This is a genomic window from Paenibacillus rhizosphaerae (assembly GCF_014192015.1).
GTDB classification, from domain to species: Bacteria; Bacillota; Bacilli; order Paenibacillales; family Paenibacillaceae; genus Paenibacillus_AQ; species Paenibacillus_AQ rhizosphaerae.
Window position 1 is genome coordinate 80,119 of sequence record NZ_JACHXJ010000002.1, and the last position, 23,268, is coordinate 103,386.

Annotated in this window: 19 protein-coding genes and 1 pseudogene; 12 read left to right on the plus strand and 8 right to left on the minus strand. The window is 55.2% G+C overall.

The window, feature by feature from the left end; translation table 11 throughout:
• Positions 1-105: 105 nt before the first annotated feature.
• Positions 106-1,518: a polysaccharide deacetylase family protein gene (locus tag FHS19_RS08850; protein WP_183581566.1), complete on the plus strand. Its 1,413-nt coding sequence runs from the start codon at positions 106-108 to the stop codon at positions 1,516-1,518.
• A gap of 218 nt (positions 1,519-1,736) precedes the next feature.
• On the opposite strand, the gene ilvD is transcribed toward FHS19_RS08850, so the two are convergent.
• Positions 1,737-3,422, minus strand: coding sequence for a dihydroxy-acid dehydratase (gene ilvD, locus FHS19_RS08855; protein WP_183581567.1), 1,686 nt, complete (start codon positions 3,420-3,422; stop codon positions 1,737-1,739).
• A 261-nt stretch (positions 3,423-3,683) separates the two neighbouring features.
• Positions 3,684-3,929: pseudogene (locus FHS19_RS08860) on the minus strand (KGG domain-containing protein); the annotation flags it as partial.
• 290 nt (positions 3,930-4,219) lie between these two features.
• On the opposite strand from FHS19_RS08860, the gene FHS19_RS08865 reads away from it, so the two are divergent.
• From FHS19_RS08865 to mgrA, 4 genes are all read left to right on the plus strand, one after another.
• Entirely contained in the window at positions 4,220-5,188 is a 969-nt protein-coding gene (locus FHS19_RS08865; protein ID WP_183581568.1) for a sugar kinase, read from the plus strand.
• A 79-nt stretch (positions 5,189-5,267) separates the two neighbouring features.
• Positions 5,268-5,936: a bifunctional 2-keto-4-hydroxyglutarate aldolase/2-keto-3-deoxy-6-phosphogluconate aldolase gene (locus FHS19_RS08870; protein ID WP_183581569.1), complete on the plus strand. Its 669-nt coding sequence runs from the start codon at positions 5,268-5,270 to the stop codon at positions 5,934-5,936.
• Between the two features lie 195 nt (positions 5,937-6,131).
• Positions 6,132-6,875, plus strand: coding sequence for an NAD-dependent protein deacylase (locus FHS19_RS08875; protein WP_183581570.1), 744 nt, complete (start codon positions 6,132-6,134; stop codon positions 6,873-6,875).
• 155 nt (positions 6,876-7,030) lie between these two features.
• A complete protein-coding gene (gene mgrA, locus FHS19_RS08880; protein WP_116229396.1) occupies positions 7,031-8,035 on the plus strand; it encodes an L-glyceraldehyde 3-phosphate reductase in 1,005 nt (334 codons plus the stop codon).
• A 274-nt stretch (positions 8,036-8,309) separates the two neighbouring features.
• Here mgrA and FHS19_RS08885 read toward each other — a convergent pair whose 3' ends face one another.
• Positions 8,310-9,206 carry an AraC family transcriptional regulator gene (locus tag FHS19_RS08885; RefSeq protein WP_183581571.1) on the minus strand — a complete coding sequence of 299 codons (897 nt, stop codon included), beginning with the start codon at positions 9,204-9,206 and terminating at the stop codon, positions 8,310-8,312.
• Between the two features lie 173 nt (positions 9,207-9,379).
• On the opposite strand from FHS19_RS08885, the gene FHS19_RS08890 reads away from it, so the two are divergent.
• The 4 genes from FHS19_RS08890 (at position 9,380) to FHS19_RS08905 (ending at position 14,450) form a co-directional block, all read left to right on the plus strand.
• Positions 9,380-10,558: a galactokinase gene (locus FHS19_RS08890; RefSeq protein ID WP_183581572.1), complete on the plus strand. Its 1,179-nt coding sequence runs from the start codon at positions 9,380-9,382 to the stop codon at positions 10,556-10,558.
• A gap of 1 nt (position 10,559) precedes the next feature.
• Positions 10,560-11,549, plus strand: coding sequence for a UDP-glucose 4-epimerase GalE (galE, locus tag FHS19_RS08895; RefSeq protein WP_183581573.1), 990 nt, complete (start codon positions 10,560-10,562; stop codon positions 11,547-11,549).
• A 12-nt stretch (positions 11,550-11,561) separates the two neighbouring features.
• Positions 11,562-13,151 (plus strand): UDP-glucose--hexose-1-phosphate uridylyltransferase, encoded by a 1,590-nt coding sequence (locus tag FHS19_RS08900; protein WP_183581574.1) that lies wholly within the window; start codon positions 11,562-11,564, stop codon positions 13,149-13,151.
• 135 nt (positions 13,152-13,286) lie between these two features.
• Positions 13,287-14,450 (plus strand): iron-containing alcohol dehydrogenase, encoded by a 1,164-nt coding sequence (locus FHS19_RS08905; RefSeq protein ID WP_183581575.1) that lies wholly within the window; start codon positions 13,287-13,289, stop codon positions 14,448-14,450.
• Between the two features lie 127 nt (positions 14,451-14,577).
• Here FHS19_RS08905 and FHS19_RS08910 read toward each other — a convergent pair whose 3' ends face one another.
• From FHS19_RS08910 to FHS19_RS08920, 3 genes are all read right to left on the minus strand, one after another.
• A complete protein-coding gene (locus FHS19_RS08910) occupies positions 14,578-16,167 on the minus strand; it encodes a serine hydrolase domain-containing protein (RefSeq protein ID WP_183581576.1) in 1,590 nt (529 codons plus the stop codon).
• 86 nt (positions 16,168-16,253) lie between these two features.
• Positions 16,254-16,829: a TetR/AcrR family transcriptional regulator gene (locus tag FHS19_RS08915; protein ID WP_183581577.1), complete on the minus strand. Its 576-nt coding sequence runs from the start codon at positions 16,827-16,829 to the stop codon at positions 16,254-16,256.
• Positions 16,830-16,998: 169 nt separating this feature from the next.
• Positions 16,999-17,844, minus strand: coding sequence for an SDR family NAD(P)-dependent oxidoreductase (locus tag FHS19_RS08920; protein ID WP_183581578.1), 846 nt, complete (start codon positions 17,842-17,844; stop codon positions 16,999-17,001).
• A gap of 169 nt (positions 17,845-18,013) precedes the next feature.
• Between FHS19_RS08920 and FHS19_RS08925 the strand changes: the two genes are divergently transcribed.
• The 3 genes from FHS19_RS08925 (at position 18,014) to floT (ending at position 20,642) form a co-directional block, all read left to right on the plus strand.
• A complete protein-coding gene (locus FHS19_RS08925) occupies positions 18,014-18,427 on the plus strand; it encodes a MerR family transcriptional regulator (protein WP_183581579.1) in 414 nt (137 codons plus the stop codon).
• A 146-nt stretch (positions 18,428-18,573) separates the two neighbouring features.
• Positions 18,574-19,110 (plus strand): NfeD family membrane protein, encoded by a 537-nt coding sequence (locus tag FHS19_RS08930; RefSeq protein WP_183581580.1) that lies wholly within the window; start codon positions 18,574-18,576, stop codon positions 19,108-19,110.
• Entirely contained in the window at positions 19,110-20,642 is a 1,533-nt protein-coding gene (gene floT, locus FHS19_RS08935) for a flotillin lipid rafts scaffold protein FloT (RefSeq protein ID WP_183581581.1), read from the plus strand. Before FHS19_RS08930 ends, floT begins: the two co-directional genes overlap by 1 nt.
• A 351-nt stretch (positions 20,643-20,993) precedes the next feature.
• Here floT and FHS19_RS08940 read toward each other — a convergent pair whose 3' ends face one another.
• Together FHS19_RS08940 and FHS19_RS08945 are read right to left on the minus strand one after the other, a co-directional pair.
• Positions 20,994-21,761 carry a sulfite exporter TauE/SafE family protein gene (locus tag FHS19_RS08940; protein ID WP_183581582.1) on the minus strand — a complete coding sequence of 256 codons (768 nt, stop codon included), beginning with the start codon at positions 21,759-21,761 and terminating at the stop codon, positions 20,994-20,996.
• The gene (locus FHS19_RS08945; protein WP_183581583.1) at positions 21,761-23,230 is read right to left on the minus strand and encodes a carboxylesterase/lipase family protein; all 1,470 of its coding nucleotides are present in this window, start codon (positions 23,228-23,230) and stop codon (positions 21,761-21,763) included. Before FHS19_RS08945 ends, FHS19_RS08940 begins: the two co-directional genes overlap by 1 nt.
• Positions 23,231-23,268 lie beyond the last annotated feature (38 nt).

A 23,268-nucleotide genomic window follows, 5' to 3' on the forward strand; every position in this document is an offset into this window, starting at 1 on the left:
TAAGAGGTAGCGATTTTTATAGAGTGTCTATAAAAATCAAAGCCATCAAATTACACATGCCTTTCGGCAAGTCAAAGTCAATACAGAGAAAAGTGGGGATATGACATGCAGACTTTGCTGCTTTGGTTATTTTACATCTCATCGTTTTACGCATTTATTCCCGGCTTGATTACCCGGATATTCGGTTTCCGCGTATTCCGCAGAGGGATTACGGAGCATGAATACGCGCTGACCTTCGATGACGGTCCCGATTCGGTCTATACCCCGAAATTGCTGGACCTTCTGAAAAGATACAACGCCAAGGCCACCTTCTTCGTCGTCGGCTCGCATGCGGAGAAACATCCCGAAATCGTCAAGCGGATCTATGACGAAGGCCATCTGATCGGCATTCATAATTACGTCCATAAATCGAACTGGCTGATGCGGCCCGGAACGGTCAAGAAACAGATTATGAAGACCGACAAGGTTATTCATACGATTACCGGTGAGCGCAGTTCTTATTACCGTCCGCCGTGGGGAATCGTGAATCTGTTCGATTTTGCCAAGCGGAGCCAGTTCAAGATCGTCCTGTGGTCGTCTATGTTCGGCGACTGGCGTGAACGGATCGGCGCGGACCGGCTGACCGAACGGATGATGAACAAGTTACAGCCGGGAGAAGTGATGCTGCTGCATGATTGCGGCCTGACGGCCGGGGCTAACCCGGACGCGCCGCAGCAGATGCTGATCGCCTTGGAGCGGGTGCTGGAAGAAGCGGAGCGCCGAGGAATGAAAGCCATCCGGATCGACGAGATGATCGAAGCGAAGGAGAAAGCACCCGAGCGAAAGCTGCCGCGGCTGAAACGGGCTTCGGTCAAAGTATGGCTGCTGTGGGAGACGCTGTTTCACGCGATGTACCGGTTGAAATCAATCCGTCCTTATGATCCGTTCATCCATTACCGGCTGCGAACCTATAAGGGACAAACGGTGGAGATGAATGACGGCGCAACGCTGTCCAAGGGAGATAAAGTGATCGAGCTGCACTTCGATAACGAGAAGCTGTTCCGGCTCGGTGTCCGGTCCAGATCGATGGTGCACCTGGCCATCCAGATGATTCGTGGCACCGAAGATCAGTTCCCGGAACTGGCCCGGATCATCCTGAGCGACCCTGAACTGCAGCAGGCGAAGGCCATATACGGAATCACGATGATTAACCGGGGGCCAAAGAACTTCGGCTTCAAAATCGTCGACTTAAAAGACGGGCTGTTCGCCAAGTCGACGAAGCTGTACCTGAGATTCCTGCTGCGGATCATTAATCCGTCCGGACAGGAACGGCTGAAGGACCATTCCGAACAGATGGTTCCGAAACTGCTGGTCATGCCCGTCGCTCAGCTGGTCGAGCGGTTTTCCGAGAGCGGATCTCACCGCCGGCAGCAAGTGAAGGAGCCGTCCGATCCGCAAGAGGAGAAGAAGGGCGAGCTGCTTGACCTGAATCTGGTTGCTTCGTCGCAGGGCATCGGCAGCACGCCGCCTGCTATGTAAATCAAACAGCAATTATACGAATTAATAATGATTGGGGCTGTCCCCGGCTGTGGCTAATAACCGCAGCCGGGGACAGCCCTTTTTGATTTTGAACCGCGATCTGAATAAAGCAGCCTTAACGGTTATAGCTCCTTGCTTCTTCATATAAAAAAGGTGCTTCACAAGTCGGAGCGACTTATGAAGCACCTCGGGTGCATCTTTCTTCGATACAGAGTGGATTAGATTTTCATGACGCCGCCTTGGCTGGCGTTGGTGACGAGCTTGGAGTAACGGGCGAGATAGCCTGTTTTGACCTTCGGCTCGAAGCCTTTCCAATGGGTGCGGCGCTCGGCCAGCACTTCGTCACTGACAAGAAGCTCGATTTTGCGGTTGTTCAGGTCGAGCTCAATGATGTCTCCGTCTTCGACGAAAGCGATCGGACCGCCTTCAGCCGCTTCCGGAGAAATGTGGCCGATACTGATTCCGCGGGAAGCGCCGGAGAAGCGTCCGTCCGTGATCAGGCCGACTTTGGCTCCAAGGCCCATGCCGACGATTTGGGACGTAGGCGCCAGCATTTCCGGCATGCCCGGGCCGCCTTTAGGTCCTTCGTAACGAATAACGACGACGTGACCTTCTTTAACCTTGCCGTTCGCGATGCCTTCCAGCGCTTCTTCCTGGGAGTCAAAGCAAATGGCAGGACCTTTATGATAACCACCGACGGATGGATCCACGGCGCCGACTTTGATGATGGATCCTTCCGGAGCCAGGTTACCGTACAGCACCGCCAGACCTCCACGCTCGGAGTATGGCTGGTCGATCGGATGGATAACGTTCTTATCCTGGATTTCGCAGCCGGCCACGTTCTCGGCCAGCGTCTTGCCGGTAACGGTCATGCAGTCGCCGTACAATGCGTCCGGCTTCTTGAGCAGCTCGTTCAGCACGGCACTTACGCCGCCTGCGGTATGAACGTCTTCGATGAAGTAATCCGAAGCCGGTGCGAGCTTGGAGATATGCGGCACGCGGTTGGCGACTTCATTGATCCGCTCCAGCGGATAGTCGATGCCTGCTTCCTGGGCGAGGGCCAGGGTGTGAAGCACGGTATTGGTGGAGCCGCCCATGGCCATGTCGAGCGCAAAGGCGTTGTCGATGGATTCCTTGGTCACGATGTCACGCGGCTTCAGATCCATCTTCACAAGTTCCATCAGCTGGCGTGCGGATTGCTTGACGAATTCTCTGCGTTCTTCGGCGACAGCCAAAATTGTTCCGTTGCCCGGCATAGCCAGTCCGAGGGCTTCCGCCAGACAGTTCATGGAGTTCGCGGTGAACATGCCCGAACAGGATCCGCATGTAGGACAGCCGTATTGTTCGAGTTCCAGCAGATCGTCGTCGCTGATTTTGCCGACCTGGTGAGCGCCGACGCCTTCAAATACGGATGTCAGGGACAGGCGGCGTCCTTTGCTGTCGACGCCGGCCTTCATCGGACCGCCGCTGACGAAGATCGTAGGGATGTTGACGCGCAGCGCGCCCATCAGCATGCCCGGCGTAATTTTGTCACAGTTCGGAATGCAGACCATGCCGTCAAACCAGTGGGCGGAGACAACGGTTTCGAGTGAGTCGGCGATGATTTCGCGGCTCGGCAGGGAGTAACGCATGCCGATGTGCCCCATGGCGATGCCGTCATCGACGCCGATCGTGTTGAATTCAAACGGAACGCCGCCGGCTTCGCGGATGGCCTCCTTGACCAATTTGCCGAATTCCTGAAGGTGGACGTGGCCGGGAACGATATCGATGTATGAGTTGCACACGGCGATAAACGGTTTGCCGAAATCCTCCTCTTTCACGCCCGCCGCGCGGAGCAAGCTGCGGTGAGGCGCGCGGTCAAAGCCTTTCTTGATCATGTCAGAGCGCATTTTATTAGCTGCCATGATGTCTTTTTCCCCCTAACTGTAAGTATCGCGCTTTAGCGCGGTTAACTATGAAAGTGCCCGTATAAAACGAAACGGTTTTAAATGAGTCTATCACAAAATGAAAGCTTTTTCTAGCAATGGTTCGAAAGATTCGGGGAACGATAGGCCTAGGCGGGCAAACAGGAAAAGACACCTTCCATTCGCTGGGAATGAAGGTGCCTTTTTGGCTTATGTCAATAAATCACTCGTTGTTGTCTGATCGTCAGGCAGGGATTAGTTTTTGCCGCCCTTGCGGCCGATTTCTTTGTAGAATTCCTTGTCGTGAGACTCGGAAGTGGCCTCGCCGCCTTTTTGACCGATCTCCTGATAGAATTCACGGTCATGGTTTTTGGAAGTGGCTTCGCCGCCTTTACGGCCGATTTCCTGATAAAATTCCTTGTCATGATTTTTGGCCGTTGCTTCCCCGCCCATACGACCTGCTTCTTCTCTGCTCATTTTACCGTTATTATCGTTGTTGCGTGCCATTTCAAATCACTCCTTGGAAAGTAGTTTTTTTGATTGATATAGATTGAACTAAAGTGTACCTCCGGACCCGAAGTCCGTACCCGCCTCTCGAAGAAAGCGCGGATGACGTTAGCCTTAGTTCACTCTATATTTAGTTGCGCGCATCCTTTACTTACCACGGCTTTCTTGGTGTGAAACAATTAAATTATGCAATCATTGGTAAATAACTTGCTTCAATTGTTACATATTGACAACCCTTCTTCCTCCGCTGACAATAGGGACAGACCAAGTAACGGAAAGGGGAAGAAAACATGCAGGAAAGTAACCTACCTGGATCACCCGAGCTTGTTACGTTCGGAGAAAGCATGGGGCTGTTCACGGCGCAGGATTCCCGCGGCCTGGAGTATGCTTCCACCTTACATAAATCCTTTGGCGGAGCGGAGAGCAACGTGGCCATCGGTGTCGCCCGTCTGGGTCGCACCTCTGGCTGGTTCGGGGCGCTGGGAAAGGATCCTCTCGGGGACATGATTTACAAGTCGATCCGCGGTGAAGGCGTCGACGTGTCGCAGACGGTGCGCGGCGTCGACGCGCCGACAGGCATGATGATCCGGGAAAATACGGCGGGCCGCACGTCGGTGTACTATTACCGGAAAGGCTCGGCGGCAAGCCGGATGCAGCCGGATCAGCTGAATGCTTCTTATATTGCCGGAGCCAAAATTTTGCACGTGACCGGCATCACGGCGGCGATCAGCCCGACCGGGCTTGCCTGCGTCGAAGCGGCTATAGACATCGCCGCGGCAGCCGGCGTCAAAATCAGCTTTGACCCCAATCTCCGCCTGAAGCTGTGGAGTCTGGAAGAGGCGCGGGGCGTGCTGCTGCGTTTAGCCGAAAAGGCGGATTACTTTTTACCGGGGCTCGACGAGCTGAAGCTGCTGTACGATACGGATGATGACTCGGCGATTTTTGCAAGCCTTTCCAAACTGAAAGCCGTTTCGATCGTCAAAGGCGGTCCTGATCTGACTTATGTGCTGGAACAGGGGAACGTAACGGAGGTTCCGTACTTCAAAGCCGATAATGTACTGGATACTGTCGGGGCAGGGGACGGTTTTTGTGCCGGCTTTATCGCCGGGCTATTGAAGGGCAGCAGCGCGGTTGAAGCGACCCGTCTGGGGAATCTAACCGGATCCATGGTTATTCAGGCCGTGGGCGATTGGGAAGCGCTTCCCACTTGGGAGCAGGTCGAGGCGAAGCTCGGCAACAAGGCGCATATCGAGAGGTAAGGGGTAAGTTTTTAGGAGCACCCTGGAAATAGACATCTTTCAGGCTTTTCCATATAATGAACACAAAGGAGCGGTCATTGTGAAAAAAATCCAGCTTTTGCAAAAAATTATCGATAACGGCGTCGTTGCCGTTCTGCGCGGAGATTCGGCCGATCAGGTGTTTGACATGGCGGAGGCGGCGATCGCTGGCGGCATCAAGGTCATCGAAGTTACGCTGACCGTGCCGGGAGCGCTGCATGCGATCGAGAAGCTCAGCAGGATGTACAGCTGGGAGACGAGCGACCCGGACAAATTCGCCATCATCGGCGCGGGAACGGTGCTGGAGCCTCAGACGGCGCGTGCTTCCATTATGGCGGGAGCCCAGTTTGTCGTCGGTCCTTCGCTTAATCCCGAAACGGTTAAGCTGTGCAATTTGTACCGCGTGCCGATTCTGCCGGGCGTCATGACGATCGCCGAAGTGCAGCAGGCACTCGAGCTCGGGGTCGACATCGTGAAGCTGTTCCCTGGCAGCCTGTACGATCCGTCCATCATCAAGACGATGAAGGGGCCTCTGCCTCAAGCAGACTTTATGCCGACGGGCGGGGTATCGTTGTCCAATCTCGGCGACTGGATCAAAGGCGGAGCGGTGGCCGTCGGTATTGGCTCGGACCTGACGAACGAGGCTGTAAAGACTGGGGATTTAAGCCATGTCCGCAGCAAAGCGGAGCAGTACATGGAGGCTTACCGCAAGGCGAAGTCAGAGCTGTAAACGGCCGGAATATTTTGAACGGAATGATGATCAAGTAAAACCCAAGCGTTTTGAATCAAACCCGATCGTAACGGGTACTACACCATACAGCCTGCCGTCCCGAATGTGGAGGCGGGCTTGGTCCCTTATTCCATATGAAGCGAGAAGCCGCGGATCGGATCAAAAGGACCAACACTTGTGGAGGTGCACCATATCGTGCAGAACATAGATACGCTTGCCTCTTGGATTGAACAAAGCGGCAATATCGTTTTTTTCGGTGGAGCGGGAACGTCGACGGAAAGCGGCATTCCCGACTTCCGTTCCGCCGCCGGGCTGTATCAGACCGAGCAGCATCTGCCTTACCCGCCGGAGCAAATGCTGAGCCGGTCCTTTTTTATGAAGCTTCCCGAGGTGTTCTTTGATTTTTACCGCAGCAAAATGCTCCACCCCGATGCGGCCCCGAACGGATGCCACCGGGTGCTGGCCAAGCTGGAGCAAGCCGGCAAGCTGAAGGCGATCGTGACCCAGAATATCGACGGACTGCATCAGAAGGCGGGAAGCAAAGAGGTGCTGGAGCTGCACGGCTCGGTTCACCGCAATTACTGCATGGGCTGCGGGGCGTTTTACGACCTGGAACATATCATGGCGACGAACAAGCTCGTTCCGCGCTGCCCGAGCTGCAGCGGGATCATCAAGCCCGACGTCGTCCTGTACGAGGAGCCCCTGGACCAGCAGGTGCTTTTCGGTGCGGTGGAGGCGATCTCCGAGGCGGATCTGCTCATCATCGGCGGCACCTCCCTGACGGTTCAGCCGGCGGCGGACCTGGTGTCCTATTTTCAGGGAAGCCGCACCGTTCTCCTGAATATGGATCCCACTCCATATGACCGCAAAGCGGATCTGCTGATCACGGAAAAAATCGGCGAAGTGATGGAGCAGGTGGAGCGGAAACTGGGTATTTAGTTAGTGGCAGTTGTGATACAGCGCAGCAAGCGTGGTAACAGCTTAGTCCAACCCTGGACCTACAGCCCGTGTAATCGGTTTCTTGTAAATGCCTTGCCAAGGATTTATGATGGTTCTAGAAGTCTATTAACCGTGAGAGAGAAGGGCGGATATCAATGGCATATACACCAAGCGAATCACGTTATGAAGAGATGACTTATAACCGCTGTGGCCGTTCGGGACTGAAGCTCCCGGCCATATCGCTGGGACTCTGGCATAATTTTGGCGGAATCAATACGTATGAAAATGCGCGGAACATGATCACCCGCTCGTTTGATTTAGGAATTACCCACTTTGATCTGGCGAACAACTATGGTCCTCCTCCAGGCTCGGCGGAAGAAACGTTTGGCCGGATTCTGGCCCAGGACCTGAAGAGCCACCGGGATGAATTGATTATCTCGTCCAAAGCCGGGTATTACATGTGGCCCGGACCTTACGGGGAGTGGGGATCACGCAAGTATCTCGTCTCCAGCCTGGATCAGAGCCTAAAGCGAATGGGTCTCGATTACGTCGATATTTTTTATTCGCACCGCTTTGACCCGGATACTCCACTGGAAGAAACGATGATGGCGCTTGACCATATTGTACGCTCCGGCAAAGCACTGTACGTCGGCATTTCGAATTATTCGGCGGAGCAGACGGCGGAAGCCGCCGCGATCCTGAAGCAGCTGGGTACGCCGCTCCTGATCCACCAGCCGAGCTATTCCATGCTGAACCGCTGGATTGAGAACGGCCTGCAGGACGTGCTGGACGAGCAGGGGATCGGCACGATTGCCTTTACCCCGCTGGCTCAAGGGCTGCTGACGAACAAATACCTGAACGGCATTCCGGAAGATTCGCGTGCCGCGAGCCCGTCGGTCTTCCTGAACGAGAGCAACATTACGCCGGACGTGCTTCGCAAGATTCGGGCGCTGAACCAGCTTGCCGCCGCCCGCGGCCAAAGCCTGGCCCAGCTGGCGCTGGCCTGGGTGCTGCGAGGAGGGCGCGTCACTTCTGCCCTGATCGGAGCCAGCCGTGTCAGCCAGATCGAAGACAACGTGGCTGCACTGAAGAACCAGGAATTCAGCAAAGAGGAACTGGACCGGATCGAAGCGATTTTGAAAACGGAAAGCGAATCCTGATTCTGCGTATATCCTGCGGATAAATAAGAGGCAGGTTCCGGTGACGGAAACTTAAGTCCATATTCGTTACTTTGCAAGCATAACCCGGATAATTCCAATCACCCGATTGCAGTCGACCTTACATGCACATGACTGGTTTGCATTCATTTTAAACGCATTAGCTTGCTTGCCTTGTCCCATCAGACAGAATAACCCGCTTGTATCGGGCCTAACTCACAATAACCCGCTTGTCTGCCGGAGGGCAGGGCATGCGGGTTATTGTGTGCCCTGGCGCTTAGGATCCGCGCTGGGAGTCCGGCCGTGCGGACGTTACAAGGTCCGGAGCCGTTACGACGGCGCGGTACGCCGTCGGGGACTGCCCGCACAGCCGCTTGAATTGGCGGGAGAAATACAGGGCGTCCGTCAGCCCGACGGAGGCGGCCACCTGCTCGATCGACAGCTCCGGCCGTTCGCGCAGCAGCTGGCGAGACTTATCGATGCGGAGCTTAAGCAAATAGGTCACCGGCGAACAGCCGGTTTCCTTCTTGAAAATCCGCGACAGATAGGCCCGGTTATAACCGAGGCTGTCGCACATTTGCTCAATGGAGACTGGATGGGCATACTGTGCCGACATATAGTGGATCATCTGCTTGACAGTCCGCTGTACCTGCGATTCTGTTCCCGTCAGCCGGGAATGGCTGGACAGGATATTCTGCGCTTCGGAGAAGATCAGATACAGATAGCCGAGCGACGCCAGATCGGCGCTTTCCTGCTTCGTATAGAACGTCTCCTGCATCCGTTCGATGGAGCCGGGGATCATCGTATCCCCGTCGGTAAAGAGCACCGGATGCAGCGGATCGAAGCCGGCATTCGCGAGGAGCCCCTGCGCCTCCCTGCCGGAGAAGGCGGTCCAGCGGTAGCGCCAAGGCTCGCTGGCGTCGGAGGCGTAACTGACCAGCTGGCCGGGATGAATGAGGAAGCAGCTTCCTTGTCCAAGCTCATAGGTGCGCTGCTCGGTTCGAAACGTCCCTTTTCCTTTTTCTACATAATGAAGCAGATAGTAGTCATAAATTTTTGGCCCGACGGCATGCACCGGCTTGGTCTGGCTCTCTCCCGCGAACAGCACGTGCAGCGGGCCGTCGACATGATATACGGGGTTTGAAGCAACGGAGTAGGTCTCCTGCGGAATCATCGATTCATCGATCCTTTCACAGACATCAAAATAAATGCAGTCATACTTACACCATTATAAGCTTTGAGGTCACATAAATCCATATCGAGTCAACATAATTGCATTAACGCGGACAGGAACTCCTTTTATAATGAAAGAGCAGAACCATAAGGAAAGGATGGGTGCATATCCCTATGACATCGGATACTTTATTGCAGCAATTCAAGACGAAATACGGTGAGAACAACGAGGAAGTACGTGTGTTTCATGCTCCGGGCCGGGTTAACCTGATCGGGGAGCATATCGATTATAACGGAGGTTATGTCCTTCCCGCGGCGCTGGAGTTCGGCACAACGCTGCTCATTCGGAAGCGCGAAGACGATGTGATTCAGCTGGCCTCTACGAATTTGCCTTATGAATACAAACTAACCGTCAAGGAAATCGGCAGCCACAAAACGGGCGAGTGGGTGGACTATGCCGTCGGCGTCATGGTCGAGAACGCCAATATCGGCTGTCCGGTCACGAAAGGCTATGACATCCTCTATCACGGCGATATTCCAAACGGCGCCGGATTGTCTTCCTCAGCCTCGATCGAAGTGGTCACTTCGTATGCGCTGCAGAAGATGGAAGGCTACAGTACGGACACCGTACAGATCGCGCTTCTGTCGCAAAAGGCTGAGAACCAGTACGTCGGCGTTAACTGCGGCATCATGGACCAGTTTGCGGTCGCGAACGGCAAGAAGGACCATGCGATCCTGCTTATGTGCGACACGCTGGAATACAAGCATGTTCCGTTCCGCACCGGAACCTACAAGCTGGTTATCAGCAATACGAACAAGCGCAGAGGCCTTGTGGATTCGGCCTACAACGAACGCCGCTCGCAGTGCGAAACCGCCTTGGCCCAGCTGCAGACGAAGATGCCATCGCTTCAGTATTTGGCCGGTCTGACGCCGGATCAGTTCGAATCGCTGAAGGATGCCATCGCCGATGGGACGGTTGTGAGACGCGCCCGGCACGTGGTCGAAGAGAACAAGCGGGTGCTGGACTCCGTGGAAGCACTGAAAGAGGGCGATCTGCAGGCATTCGGCCAGCTGATGAACGCTTCGCACGCCTCGCTGCGCGACCTGTATGAAGTCAGCTGCGAAGAGCTGGATGTCATGGTCGAAGAAGCGCAGCGGATCGAAGGCACGCTGGGCTCGCGGATGACGGGAGCCGGCTTTGGCGGCTGCACCGTGTCGCTCGTGCATGAAGAGGCGGTGGAACGGTTCATTCAGCAGGTCGGCGAAGCGTATCAGGCGAGAACGGGGCTCAAAGCGGATTTCTATGTGTGCAGCGCTGGAGACGGAGTCAAGGAACTGAAGGGGGATCACTAACATGGCTATTCTCGTAACGGGTGGAGCAGGATATATCGGGTCGCATACGGTAGCGGCTCTTCTGGAGCGCGGCGAGGAGGTTGTCGTGCTCGACAATTTGCAGACGGGGCACCGCGGCGCGCTGCTCGGCGGCAAGCTGTACGAAGGGGATCTGCGGGACAAGGCACTGCTGGCGCAGCTGTTCGCCGAGAACGAGATCGACGCGGTGATCCATTTCGCAGCGAATTCCCTCGTGGGCGAAAGCATGCAGAAGCCGGTGAAGTACTATGACAACAACGTCTACGGCACGCTCTGCCTGCTGGAAGCGATGGACGCGGCGAACGTGCGCCGGATCGTCTTTTCCTCCACGGCGGCGACCTACGGCGAACCTGAACGCGTGCCGATCGTCGAGAGCGACCGCACGCAGCCGACGAACGTGTACGGGGAGACCAAATTGATGATGGAGCGCATGATGTCCTGGTTCGACCAGGTGCTCGGCATCAAGTACGTGGCCCTGCGCTATTTCAATGCAGCCGGGGCGCATGACGGCGGCAAAATCGGCGAGGACCATCGTCCCGAAAGCCATCTCATTCCGCTCGTGCTGCAAACCGCGCTGAAGCAGCGCGAGAGCATCGCCGTCTTCGGCGAAGACTATCCGACCGCAGACGGATCCTGCGTCCGGGACTACATCCACGTAAGCGATCTGGCGGATGCGCACTTGCGGGCGGTTGATTATTTGCGCAAGGGCGAGGCCAGCAACGTGTTTAACCTGGGGATCGGGGAAGGCTTCTCCGTCAAGGAAGTCATCGAGACGGCGAAAAAGGTCACCGGCCTGGACATTCCCGTCGTCGTGCAAGCCCGCCGTGCCGGAGATCCCGCTGTGCTCGTTGCATCTTCTGAAAAAGCCCGCAATGTGCTTGGATGGAACCCTTCGCGTACCAAGCTGGAGGACATTATCGAGAGCGCCTGGAGCTGGCATCAAAGCCATCCTGACGGATACGGCAAAGAATAAGGGGGAAGCGCATTGAATCCACAGACTGACAACACGAATCCCTTAAAAGAACAAGCCTTGCAGGCGATCGACCGCCTCGTTCGTTTCGCGTTGGAACACCGGCTCATTCAGGCTGAAGACACCGATTACAGCCGCAACCTGCTGCTGGATATGTTCGGCGCAAGCGAGCCTTCGCTGAGCGAGACTGAGCCGGAGGCCGCGGACAGTCCGCAGCGGATGATCGATACGCTGCTGGATTACGCGTTTGAGATCGGACTGATGCCGGAGAATACCGACACCTACCGCGACCTGCTCGACGCCAAAATTATGGGCCTGCTCATGGCGCGGCCTTCGGAAGTAATCGCCGATTTCGAGCGCACGGCACGGGAGCAGGGAATCGAAGCGGCCACCGACCGGTTTTATCGGCTGTCGATCGACTCGAACTATATCCGGATGGATCGGGTCAGCAAAAATGTGTACTGGACGTATCCGTCGGAATACGGCGACATCGAAATGACCATAAACCTGTCCAAGCCGGAGAAAAGTCCGAAGGAAATCGCCATGGCCAAGCTGCTGCCGCCGCCGGTCTATCCCAAATGCCAGCTGTGCCGCGAGAACGTGGGCTATGCCGGCCGGGTGAACCATCCCGCGCGCCAAAACCTGCGGGTTATTCCGCTTGAGATGAACAACGAAAACTGGTTCTTCCAGTATTCGCCGTATGTGTATTACAACGAGCACTGCATCGTGTTCCACCATGATCACGTGCCGATGAAGCTGACGAAGGACAGCCTGCGGCGCCTGCTCGCTTTTGTAGACGTCTTCCCGCATTATTTTATCGGCTCCAATGCCGATCTGCCGATCGTGGGTGGGTCCATTTTGACCCATGACCATTTCCAGGGAGGGCGCCATACGTTCCCGATTCAGAACGCGCCGAAGGAAGCATCCTTCACCCACCCGCACTTTCCGGACGTGATGGTCAGCATCGTCAAATGGCCGATGTCTGTATTGCGGCTTACTTCGGCGGACAATACCGTCCTGCTGGAATGCGCCGATTCCATTTACGAGGCCTGGAAGCAGTACAGCGATCCGGAAGCCGAGATTTATGCTTTTACGGAAGAGGGCGGAGAGCGGGTGCCGCATAACACGGTGACCCCGATCGTCCATCGGACGCCGGACGGCGGATACGAAATGGACTTGGTGCTGCGCAACAACCGGACCAGCGAGGAGCATCCGGCGGGCATTTTCCATCCGCATGCCGAAATGCACCATATCAAGAAGGAGAACATCGGCCTCATCGAGGTGATGGGCCTGGCGATTCTGCCGGGACGGCTGAAGGAAGAGCTGGATCAGGTCGCGGATATTCTATCCGGAAACCGCGGGCTGTATGAAGCGCTTCTTCAGGACGACAACCATTCGCTTCAGGTTCACAAACCATGGATCACCCGCCTGGTGGAAGAACAGGGCATGGAGCGGGACAAAGCTGCCGCCGCGGAGTGGGTCCGCGAGGAGGTAGGACGCATTTTCGTGGAAATTTTGGGCCACGCCGGCGTCTACAAACGGACGGAGGCCGGGCAGCAGGCGTTCCGCCGCTTCCTTGCTTCGATGGGCTATACCAAGGCGTAATTTCTTATATTCGGGGGATGCGTCCCTCTATACAAACCGCTTATTCCCTGCACGGGAAGGGCGGTTTGTTTCTTCTGCGGCCGGAGGGTTATAATATTTAGGGCAACTTATTACATCATGGAGGCGAATCCGACAATGAAGGCATTTGAATTTCATAACCCGACCAAGCTGATTTTCGGCCAGGGTCAGCTGGATAAATTAAAAACCGAAGTTCCGAAATACGGGAAAAAAGTGCTGCTGGTATACGGTGGCGGAAGCATCAAGCGCTCCGGCCTGTACGACAACGTGCTTGCGCTGCTCAAGGAAATCGGCGCCGAGGTAACCGAGCTGGCAGGCGTAGAGCCGAATCCGCGCTTATCAACGGTACATAAAGGGGTGGACCTGTGCCGGACGAATGACATTGAGCTGATCCTTGCGGTTGGCGGCGGCAGCGTCCTGGACTGCTCCAAGGCGATTGCGGTCGGCGCCAAATACGACGGTGATATGTGGGACTTTGTAGAACGCAAAGCCGCTCCGCAGGCGGCCCTTCCGCTCGGCACGGTGCTGACGATGGCGGCGACGGGCTCGGAAATGAACGGAGGCTCGGTCATTACGAACGAGCAGACGAAAGAAAAGATGGGCTGGGGCAGCCCGCTTGCCTTCCCGGCATTTTCCATCCTGGATCCGGTGAACACGTATTCCCTGCCGAAGGACCAAACCGTTTACGGCATGGTAGACATGATGTCCCACGTGCTGGAGCATTACTTCCACCAGGAGACCAACACGCCGGTTCAGGACGGCTTCTGCGAAACGGTGCTTCGAACCGTCATCGAAACGGCGCCGAAGCTGATTAACGATCTGGAAAACTACGAGTACCGTTCTACGATCATGTACTGCGGCACAATGGCGCTGAACGGGGTGCTGAACATGGGCATGTCCGGCGACTGGGCGACCCACAATATTGAACACGCCGTATCGGCCGTGTATGACATTCCGCATGGCGGCGGTTTGGCCATCCTGTTCCCGAACTGGATGAAATATAACTTAAGCGTGGATCCGGGCCGCTTCAAGCGCCTTGCCGTCAACGTGTTTAACGTGGATCCGGCCGGTAAGAGCGACGAACAGGTTGGGGAAGAGGGCATTCAGGCGCTGCGCGATTTCTGGAGCTCTATCGGAGCGCCGGCCCGCCTGGCCGATTACGACATCGACGACAGCCAGATTGAAGTGATGGCCGAGAAATCGGTCCGCTTCGGTCCGTTCGGCAACTTCCGCAAGCTGAACAAGGAAGATGTCATCGAAATTTACAAAATGTCGCTGTAAGGCGTAATAGCCAAGGGGCTTTCCCAAAGGTCGATCCGACCGGGAAAGCCCCTTTTGCCGTTCCGCCGCTTATCCGGCGTAGAGGGTACAGGTTGATGACCGCACCCTTGATTGCTGAATAGACCGCTTACTTTGTACCTCCTGAGCCGGTTTGAATCTCCCGGTCTTGGTTCATGGGAAGGTTTCGCCGCATCCCATACCGGACCAACCAAATCGTCTTCATCATTCCCTTCAGTGCCAGAAGGATGGTGACTATCTTCAGCCAAAGGATGACGTCCGGCTGATAAATTTCCGCAATATGCCATACCGGCACGACCTGAGTCATGCTCAATATGAGCACAATAAACAAACCTGCGAATTCAAGAACCATGTTGGCTATCAATAATCTGAAAGACATTGCGGACAAGCCGGAAGGGGCAGTTCTCCATGGTCCAAGGCAGCGTCTGGCCGTTCGAGCAACCGTGTATAATAACCATGCACTGAGTACGATCATGATTCCGTTAGCAAGCAGGTATTTCTGCGAAATGCTTAGAAAAGGTCCGCCTGTCGGCTGCTCATTCAAGATGCTGATGACCCCGGTTGCAATGTGGGTCGTCGTGATGATGTGCGATTTGAATAATGTGGAATCGATCGCGTCAAGCACGTTAGCGAACACGATCACTCCCAATTGTTGTTCCGGCACAATATAAGCCTGGGCTTGGAAGCCGATCGAGCCGCCCGGCTGACCGATCACCGGCAAACCGTTAATACGTGCCGTCATCCAACCCATGGCGTACGTTCCTGGAGCAGGCTCGGTCTGCATTAGCCGAATTCCCTCCGGAGAGAGCGCGGACTTATTTTCAAAACGGCCGCCGTTGATTTGGGCTATCAAATAATGGCTCATGTCCTCCGCACTTGCATAGAGGTAGCCGGCGGGCGCATCCCCTGGAATATAAACATAAGGGCCATCGTAGGCAGCGTTGTATCCGAATATCCGCCGGTAGGGCGTAGCCAATCCGTGCTCAGCTGCTTCATCGAGTGTAGCGTAGCTGTGATCCATCGACAGCGGGCTGAAAATATGTTCCTTTACGTAGTCGCCATACGACTGGCCGGACACCTGCTGCACAATATAGCCGAGCAATACGTAATTTGCGTTCGAATACCTGTAGGGATGTTCGGTTGGCTTGGCCTCCTTCAAAAACTTTTTCGCATAAGACATGGCGTTTTTCTCCAGAGCGTCTTGATTGGAGTCGTTAATGCTAGACAGCGTGTTGCTAAAAGTGGAGATTTGGGAGAAGCCGCTTGTTTGGTTAAGCAGCTGACGTACTGTAATGAAGTCTGCACCGTTATACTTGGTAGGGATATAGCGCTGTATAGGCGCATCCAGGTCGATTTTACCGGATTCGGCAAGCTGCAGAACGGCCATTGCCGTCATCGATTTGCCGATGGAGCCGATTCCGAAAGGCGTTTCAGGAGTTACAGGACGGCCGGATGAATCGGCTTGACCATATCCTTTGACGTAAAGAATCCGATCCCCCTGTACAATCCCGAGAGCCAGCCCCGGAAGACGCTGCCGATTCATTTCACGGGCAATGTACGCATCCACTTCGGAAAAGACAACGTTTCCTGGTCGCTCTACTTTCGTGCTTTCCCCATCACGCGCTGATGCCAACAGGGGGAAAATGGACAGACCACATAACATTATGGCTGCCAATCTCATTTTCAACCTCATTTTCATCTTATCCCATCCTCTTTTCAACATGTTCTTATGAATGAATATTTTTAAGTTCATTCATCCCAAGCGAAAAAAAAGACCAACATCAATCATTGGTGATCTCTTGTTAGTCCCTGCATAATGAATTCCGCTAAATACAGTGTGATTTTCGGGAAATATTGAATTCCGATTTCTTCTTTGTGCATATCGAGGTAGACCAGCGAATCCAGGAAACCGGGCAAAAGCTCTTCCTCGATATCTTCCCTGATCTTACCCTGGGCCTTCCAGGTTTTAAATAATTCCATGTAAAAAGCACGGAAGGAATCGATATTTTTACTGCCTTCAGCTCTATAGTATTTTTCAAGTCCTTTATAAAAGTCCTTGCTGTACCATTCCTGCAAAATGGGGTTGGTATGAACAGCCTCAATATTGCGCATGATCAGTTGATTAATGACGTTCAGCGGCTCCTGATCCACATCGATCGATTCCATAAGCTGTTTCTTGAGGCTCTCATTTTCCTGGATGTAGATTTCCAGGAACAGCTGCTCTTTAGACGGATAGTAGTTATAGAACGTTCCAACGGCGATGCCGGCGGATTGGGCGATTTCTTTAATATTCGTTTGTTTGAATCCCTTCGTGCTGAACAAAGCCTTTCCGTGTATAAAAATGTCCGATTTGATATCCATGAGCCCTCAACCTTTAGAATGAATATTTTTAAATTCATTCACATTAAAACATACCGTTTCCCGGACTGTCAACCACACCCATTTTTTGTTGATGAGCATATTGCCGTAGGGATGGATGGTTACAAATCATAATTCAGCTTCTCCGTACAAGTATATTCCCGTCCTATGATCATGGTGTCCGTCCGGCATACTCGTTTTCATATATGCCCTGCACAAGTTCCAGCACCGGTTTGCCGGCTTCGGCATACTTCAACTCTGTGGGCTCGTTTTTCAACAGAAATACGCCGTTCAGGTTCTTGTGCTTGCCGAAAGCCGCTTCATACAGGAGCGAAGCGCCCTTGGAGGGAGGACTCATGACCAGCTTCATGGCTATTTTTATATACCAAGGCAGCCCGGCATTTTTTCCTTTCCGGATCGTATTGTTGCCCCCGGGGTCGGCGCTGCGGATCGTCAAGCCTTCGACGGCTGCCAAGGGGGCGGCTTCGCGGGTCCACAGCGACAACGCCAGCTTGGAAGCAGCGTAGGGACCGAACAGCTTCTTGAATGTGCGCGGAGAGGCCAGCTCTGCCGGCTGAAAGCGGCGGACCATTTTCATCGCCGAGGACGACGTGTTGATGATCGTTTTGAAGGAACCTTGCTTCATCAAATCTTTCAGCTCCATGAAGATGATATAGGGAACTACGGTTTGCAGTTCGAAATGCATCTCCCGTCCCTGCTTGGAATACACCAGCTCAGGGAAGCTGCCCCCGGCATTGTTAAACAGCATATCGATCTTGTCTTCCATGCTCTTGACCTCGTTCAGCGCCCGCTTTAAGGCGGAGAAATCGGCGAGATCGGCATTATATGGACGAAGCTGCCGGCTTGCGAGAGCTTTCTGGATCAAGGCGTCGTCGCCGGGGAAAGCGGAACGGACCAAGGCAAGGACGGTCCACCCTTCACCCAGCAGTCTGCGGGTCAGATCCAGGCCGATGCCGTTGTTTGCCCCGGTAATCAGTGCGATTGAGTTTGTTTTCATATGTGCCTCCTTGGAGATGATTAGATTTTGGATTTGCGGTAAAGCCACTCTACAACTTGTAGTCGGCTACAAGTCAATCCCCATTTTCGAACAATTTATCAGACTTGACCTGGAGTCAGCTCCAAGTTGTATGATGGTATGAACATCAGAAACGAAAGGGAAGAATGCCATGACTGATGCATATACGATCAAAGAAGCCGCGGAGCATACCGGCATCCCCGAAGAAACGATTCGCTATTACGAACGGATCGGGCTTCTGCCGCGCGCAGAGCGCAAACAAAACCGTCACCGGGTGTACCGGCCAAAGGACTTGGAGACGATGAGGCTGGTCACTTGTCTGAAGAAGACGGGCATGCCGCTGGAGGAGATGAAGCCGTTTTTGAAACTGTCCGTCGGCGATGACATCAGCGAGCATCCGGAGCTGCACGATTTGATTGTGGAGCATCGGGCGAAAATCAGGGAACAGATGGACTCTCTTCAGCAGATCCTGGATTTCATTGATTCGCAGATGATAGGAACAGCCCCTGAAGCGGAGTGCGGTTTGGCCGGCCAGCCGAAACGATTCGGCTTTCTGAATTTATAACCCTGAGCCAGGCGGAGGGAAAAGGAGGATTTTGGCGGAAAATCCCCGGAATTCTAACGAAAAAGGAAAATTTTGAAACAAATTAGGCACTTCTAACGTATACCCTTATATAGACAGTCAGGAATACGCACAGGGGGGAACGGAGGATGGAAACGCTTTATTGGAGCTGCCTGGCAGGCGGAATTATTTTTGCGGTGGTCAGCGTGGTGCTCGGTGATATTTTGAGCCATGCGCTGGATGGACTTCTCGATTTTCTGTCGGTTGACGTGCTGAAGCCGATGGTAATTGCGACGGCGGTGACCGTATTCGGAGGCGCAGGTATTCTGCTGCTGCGTTACACCGGTTTGCATCAGGGCTTAAGCGCACTTATTGCCGGAATCGGCGCCATTGGTGTGGCGGGTGTCGTCTATACGGTGTATGTCAGGCCGATGGAGAACAGCGAGAATTCCACGGGATATTCCATCCGCGAGCTCGAAGGCCGCATCGGTGAAGTTACGATTCCTATTCCGCCGGAAGGGTACGGCGAGGTGATGGTGAGGCTGGGAGCAGGCAATACGCTGCATATCGCCTCCAGTCTGGAGCGCCTTCCGCTGCCCGCCGGAACCCGTGTCGTCGTCGTGGATGTGCTGGACGGCGTCCTGCGCGTGACCAGACTGGAAGAGAGAAAAGGAGATGTGGTTTGATGACAGTGCCTGAATACCTGGTAATACCGCTGATCGTTATAGGGGTAATCGTCGTGCTTGGCTTGGCTTTCTGGGCCCGATACAAAACGGTGGGACCGGATGAAGCCATGATCGTGACGGGATCGTTTCTGGGAAACAAAAACATATCGGAGGACGAATCCGGACGGAAAATCAAAATCGTTCGGGGCGGAGGGGCTTTTATCCTGCCCGTCTTCCAGCAGTCGGAATTCATATCACTGCTCTCCCACAAGCTGGATGTGTCAACGCCGGAGGTGTACACGGAACAGGGCGTGCCCGTCATCGCCGACGGCGTGGCCATTATCAAAGTAGGCGGCTCGATTGAGGACGTCGCGACCGCGGCGGAGCAGTTCATCGGCAAGCCGATCGAAGCCCTGAAGGGCGAGGCGCAGGAAGTGCTGGAAGGGCATCTGCGGGCTATTCTCGGTTCGATGACGGTGGAAGAGGTGTACCGGAACCGTGACAAGTTTGCCCAGGAGGTTCAAGGTGTAGCGGCCAGGGACTTGAAGAAAATGGGCCTGCAGATCGTCTCCTTTACGATTAAGGACGTGCGCGACAAGCAGGGGTATCTCGACGCGCTCGGTAAACCGCGGATTGCTGCGGTGAAACGGGATGCGGAAATCGCCGAAGCGGAAGCGATGCGCGACGCGCGGATTCAGAAGGCGAACGCCGAGGAGCAGGGGCAGAAGGCCGAGCTGCTGCGCGATACGAACATCGCCGAAGCGTCGAAGGAGAAGGAATTGAAGGTAGCATCCTTTAAGAAGGAACAGGACACTGCCAAGGCGGAAGCCGACCAGGCGTACCACATTCAGGAAGCCCGCGCCAAGCAGACAATGGTGGAAGAGCAGATGAAGGTAGAGCTCGTTCGCAAGGAGCGGGAGATCGACCTGCAGGAGAAGGAAATTCAGGTGCGGCAGAAGCAGTACGATGCCGAAGTGAAGAAGAAAGCGGACGCCGACCGGTATGCGGTTGAAGTGGCGGCCGAAGCCGACAAGGCGAGAAAAATGCTGGAGGCTGAGGCGCTGCAGTACTCCATCGAAACCCAGGCCAAGGCATCGGCCGAGCAAAAGCGGCTGGACGGTCAGGCCATTGCCGACGCAGAACGGGCCAAAGGTACCGCCGAGGCGGAAGTCATCCGCCTGCGGGGTCTTGCGGAAGCCGATGCGAAAGAGAAACTGGCTGAAGCCTTCCAGAAGTTCGGCGAAGCGGCCATCCTCGATATTATCGTGAAAATGCTGCCGGACCTGGCGGGCAAAATTGCCGAGCCGATCGCTTCCATCGACAAGCTGACGGTGGTGGATACCGGCAAGGGAGAAGGCGCGGCACGCGTGAGCAATTACGTCACAGAGCTGATGTCGACGGCTCCGGAAATGCTCAAGAACGTGTCCGGCATCGATGTGGAGAGCCTCATTCAAGGCTTGACCGGGCGGAAAACGCCTCCGGCTGCATCCGCGGCGCCTGCGGCCGCGCAGCAGGATTTGGTTACCCTCGAAGCAGGAGCAACGAAGGAATGAAGGAACTTTATGCGGGCTAACCGGCGATGAGCTGCCGAATTGACGGCATGCAAAGACGCGGGTATCCCCGCCCTCGATTAGACCGTAAAGGAAAGATCGTTTAAACGGCGGCTCGCTTGGGGTATTTTTCCAAAGCGAGCCGCCGATTTAGTTTGGGGTTTTGTCAATAGCATGCGTGTAACGGCCACACGGGATATCGAAAGATCTTTTAACGCGAATTGGAAAAGCGATATGAAGAAGCGAAATGGAAAGCGGAATGAAAGCGGAATGAAAAAGCAAAATAGAAAAGAAGCCGGTCTCCTGCTGCGGACCGGCTTTTAGGGCCATCAGTTCCCATGTTCATGGATGACATTACAGCAGCAGTATCGCCGCACCCATCATCGGGGTGATGACCATGCATGTTTTCAGCCAACGGGCGGGAACGAGCTTCGTGAACTTCGCTCCAATGTAAGAGCCGACCATCGTGCCGCACACCACCGCGATGAGCAGCCGGAAATCCAGGTATCCGATCGTAAAGTAGCCTGCTCCGCCCGCCAGCGCAATCGGAATGATGACCATCATCGTCGTTCCTGCCGCATAGCGCATCGGCATGCCGAGCAGCAGCATGAGCCCCAACTGGATGAACGGCGTGGAACCGATGCCGAACAGGCCGGACAGCATGCCGGTAACAACGCCGATCAGCAGCGCGCACGCCCAATACCGCAGTCCCTTGGCGGCAGGCGGAGCCTGGTTCCCGGACGCATCCGGCCGACGCGAGACGACCGCCATCCGCAGCCATAACGCGAGCCCCGAAGCGAACAGCATGCCGGAAGTCATCCAGCCCAGTTTATCCTCCGGAATAAGCGTTGACCAGCTGGAGCTGACCCACGCCCCCGCCGCTCCGGCCAAACCGACGACCGCGCCCGACTTCAGCAGCATATTTCCTTCACGGTAGTGGCTGACGGAACCGGAAAGGGATGAGAAGAACATCGCCGCGAGGGCGGTTCCCAGCGCGATATGAATCGGATATCCAAACACAACGGTCAAGATCGAGATGATAAAACCGGAGCCGCCCGCGCCCACGAAGCCAAGGAGCAGACCGAGCAAAATCATTACGGCAGAAATATCGATCAGCTTCATCAGTCCATCCTCCACACCTGATGGGGAATGCCGATCCCAGCCGGTTCCGGCAGGTCATCATCAACGCGGCTGGCCGTGTCCAGCACCATGATGGCCGGTCTCGTCCCATAGACCGGCCATGCAGGCAGCGCGTCGGTATTGGGATTCCCGCTTCGTACGAACGCGACCCAGGCTTTCCGCATACTTCTTGTAAGTGGGTATTGCTCGGCGGGTACTGCGTACGGATCGCCGGCTGCAAGGGCAGCCGGGGGCTGCGCTTCCGGATCCCAATGAATAAGGCTGCCCTCATAGCCGTGCGTCGCTCCGAGTACACTGCCGGCGTGAAGCCGGTACATCCATACCGGGGTTTCCGAGGAAGCGAGGGCCTGTGCAAACTGCAAAGCCCCAATCGTGTACAGATGCTCGGTTAACGTCGTACACCACGCAGCGGCTGGGGACATCGCCCCGGCATAACGCTGATAGGCATCCCATACGGCGGGAGCATGGCGTCCAAAAAATCGGTCAAGCGGTTCCATGCCTGGGGACTGGAGTGTGGAATCGTCCCGGATGAATATCGATGCTTCATTTTCGTTCGTGCCGATCAGCAGCGGCGGCAGACCGGCGCTCGCCGCAATGCCTGCCAATGGATCCAAGGGAATAACCTGACCGTCCGCCACCGGGCCGAACATGTGCAGGCCGCGCGACGTGTCCGATCCGACGGCGGACTGCGCTTCGATGAGCTGCTCGAACGGAAGCTCCAGCAGCGGGCTTGGATCTGAACCGGACAAGCCCAGCTCTTCGAGGATCCGGAGGGTGGTGACGTTGGCGGTGTGCCGATCCCGGATCGCTTGGGTGGCCCCGCTCTGTGCCACTGCCCGGTGGAATAACCCTCGTGCCGCTTCCATGGCATAGAGCGAAGCGGTGCACTTGGCACCGGCGGAATTCCCGATAACGGTCACGCGGGCCGGATCGCCTCCAAAGGCGGAAATGTTACGCTGGACCCACTGCAGCGCGGCCGCAATATCGAGCAGACCGTTGTTTCCCGAGGCTGCATATTCCTCCCCCAGCACCTCACCCAAGTGGAGGAAGCCTAATGCGCCAAGGCGGTAATTGACCGATACATAGACGATGCCATCCTCCGCCGCATGCCGCAAACCGTCGCAGTCGGCGCCGCTGCCCGATACGAATCCGCCGCCATGAATATACACCAGTACGGGCATCGGTTCTTTTTCACATCCCCGGGTCCACACGTTCAAATACAAGCAATCTTCAGACCGTATACGTGTAGTCCCTCCTGACGGATCGGTCTGCTGGGGGGCGAGAGGGCCGAATTGATCGCATTTCTTCACGCCCGGCCATGATTGCGCAGGCGCCGGAGGCTGAAATCTACGTTTGCCCGTCGGCGGTGCTGCATAGGGAATGCCCCGAAATACATAGGCTCCTTGTAAAGGTACTCCTGAAACTTTGCCTGATGCGGTTTGTACGATCAAGGTGCTCGTCTCCTCTTCCTATTGATTTGTGAACTATT

What these genes read in the sequence shown, in the direction of transcription:
- FHS19_RS08850 (WP_183581566.1), top strand. Translation starts at nt 106, where the DNA reads ATGCAGACTTTGCTGCTTTGGTTATTTTACATCTCATCGTTTTACGCA.
- mgrA (WP_116229396.1), top strand. Translation starts at nt 7,031, where the DNA reads ATGGCATATACACCAAGCGAATCACGTTATGAAGAGATGACTTATAAC.
- galE (WP_183581573.1), top strand. Translation starts at nt 10,560, where the DNA reads ATGGCTATTCTCGTAACGGGTGGAGCAGGATATATCGGGTCGCATACG.
- FHS19_RS08890 (WP_183581572.1), top strand. Translation starts at nt 9,380, where the DNA reads ATGACATCGGATACTTTATTGCAGCAATTCAAGACGAAATACGGTGAG.
- FHS19_RS08885 (WP_183581571.1), bottom strand. Translation starts at nt 9,206, where the DNA reads ATGATTCCGCAGGAGACCTACTCCGTTGCTTCAAACCCCGTATATCAT.
- floT (WP_183581581.1), top strand. Translation starts at nt 19,110, where the DNA reads ATGACAGTGCCTGAATACCTGGTAATACCGCTGATCGTTATAGGGGTA.
- FHS19_RS08920 (WP_183581578.1), bottom strand. Translation starts at nt 17,844, where the DNA reads ATGAAAACAAACTCAATCGCACTGATTACCGGGGCAAACAACGGCATC.
- FHS19_RS08930 (WP_183581580.1), top strand. Translation starts at nt 18,574, where the DNA reads ATGGAAACGCTTTATTGGAGCTGCCTGGCAGGCGGAATTATTTTTGCG.
- FHS19_RS08925 (WP_183581579.1), top strand. Translation starts at nt 18,014, where the DNA reads ATGACTGATGCATATACGATCAAAGAAGCCGCGGAGCATACCGGCATC.
- FHS19_RS08910 (WP_183581576.1), bottom strand. Translation starts at nt 16,167, where the DNA reads ATGAAAATGAGGTTGAAAATGAGATTGGCAGCCATAATGTTATGTGGT.
- ilvD (WP_183581567.1), bottom strand. Translation starts at nt 3,422, where the DNA reads ATGGCAGCTAATAAAATGCGCTCTGACATGATCAAGAAAGGCTTTGAC.
- FHS19_RS08915 (WP_183581577.1), bottom strand. Translation starts at nt 16,829, where the DNA reads ATGGATATCAAATCGGACATTTTTATACACGGAAAGGCTTTGTTCAGC.
- FHS19_RS08865 (WP_183581568.1), top strand. Translation starts at nt 4,220, where the DNA reads ATGCAGGAAAGTAACCTACCTGGATCACCCGAGCTTGTTACGTTCGGA.
- FHS19_RS08905 (WP_183581575.1), top strand. Translation starts at nt 13,287, where the DNA reads ATGAAGGCATTTGAATTTCATAACCCGACCAAGCTGATTTTCGGCCAG.
- FHS19_RS08940 (WP_183581582.1), bottom strand. Translation starts at nt 21,761, where the DNA reads ATGAAGCTGATCGATATTTCTGCCGTAATGATTTTGCTCGGTCTGCTC.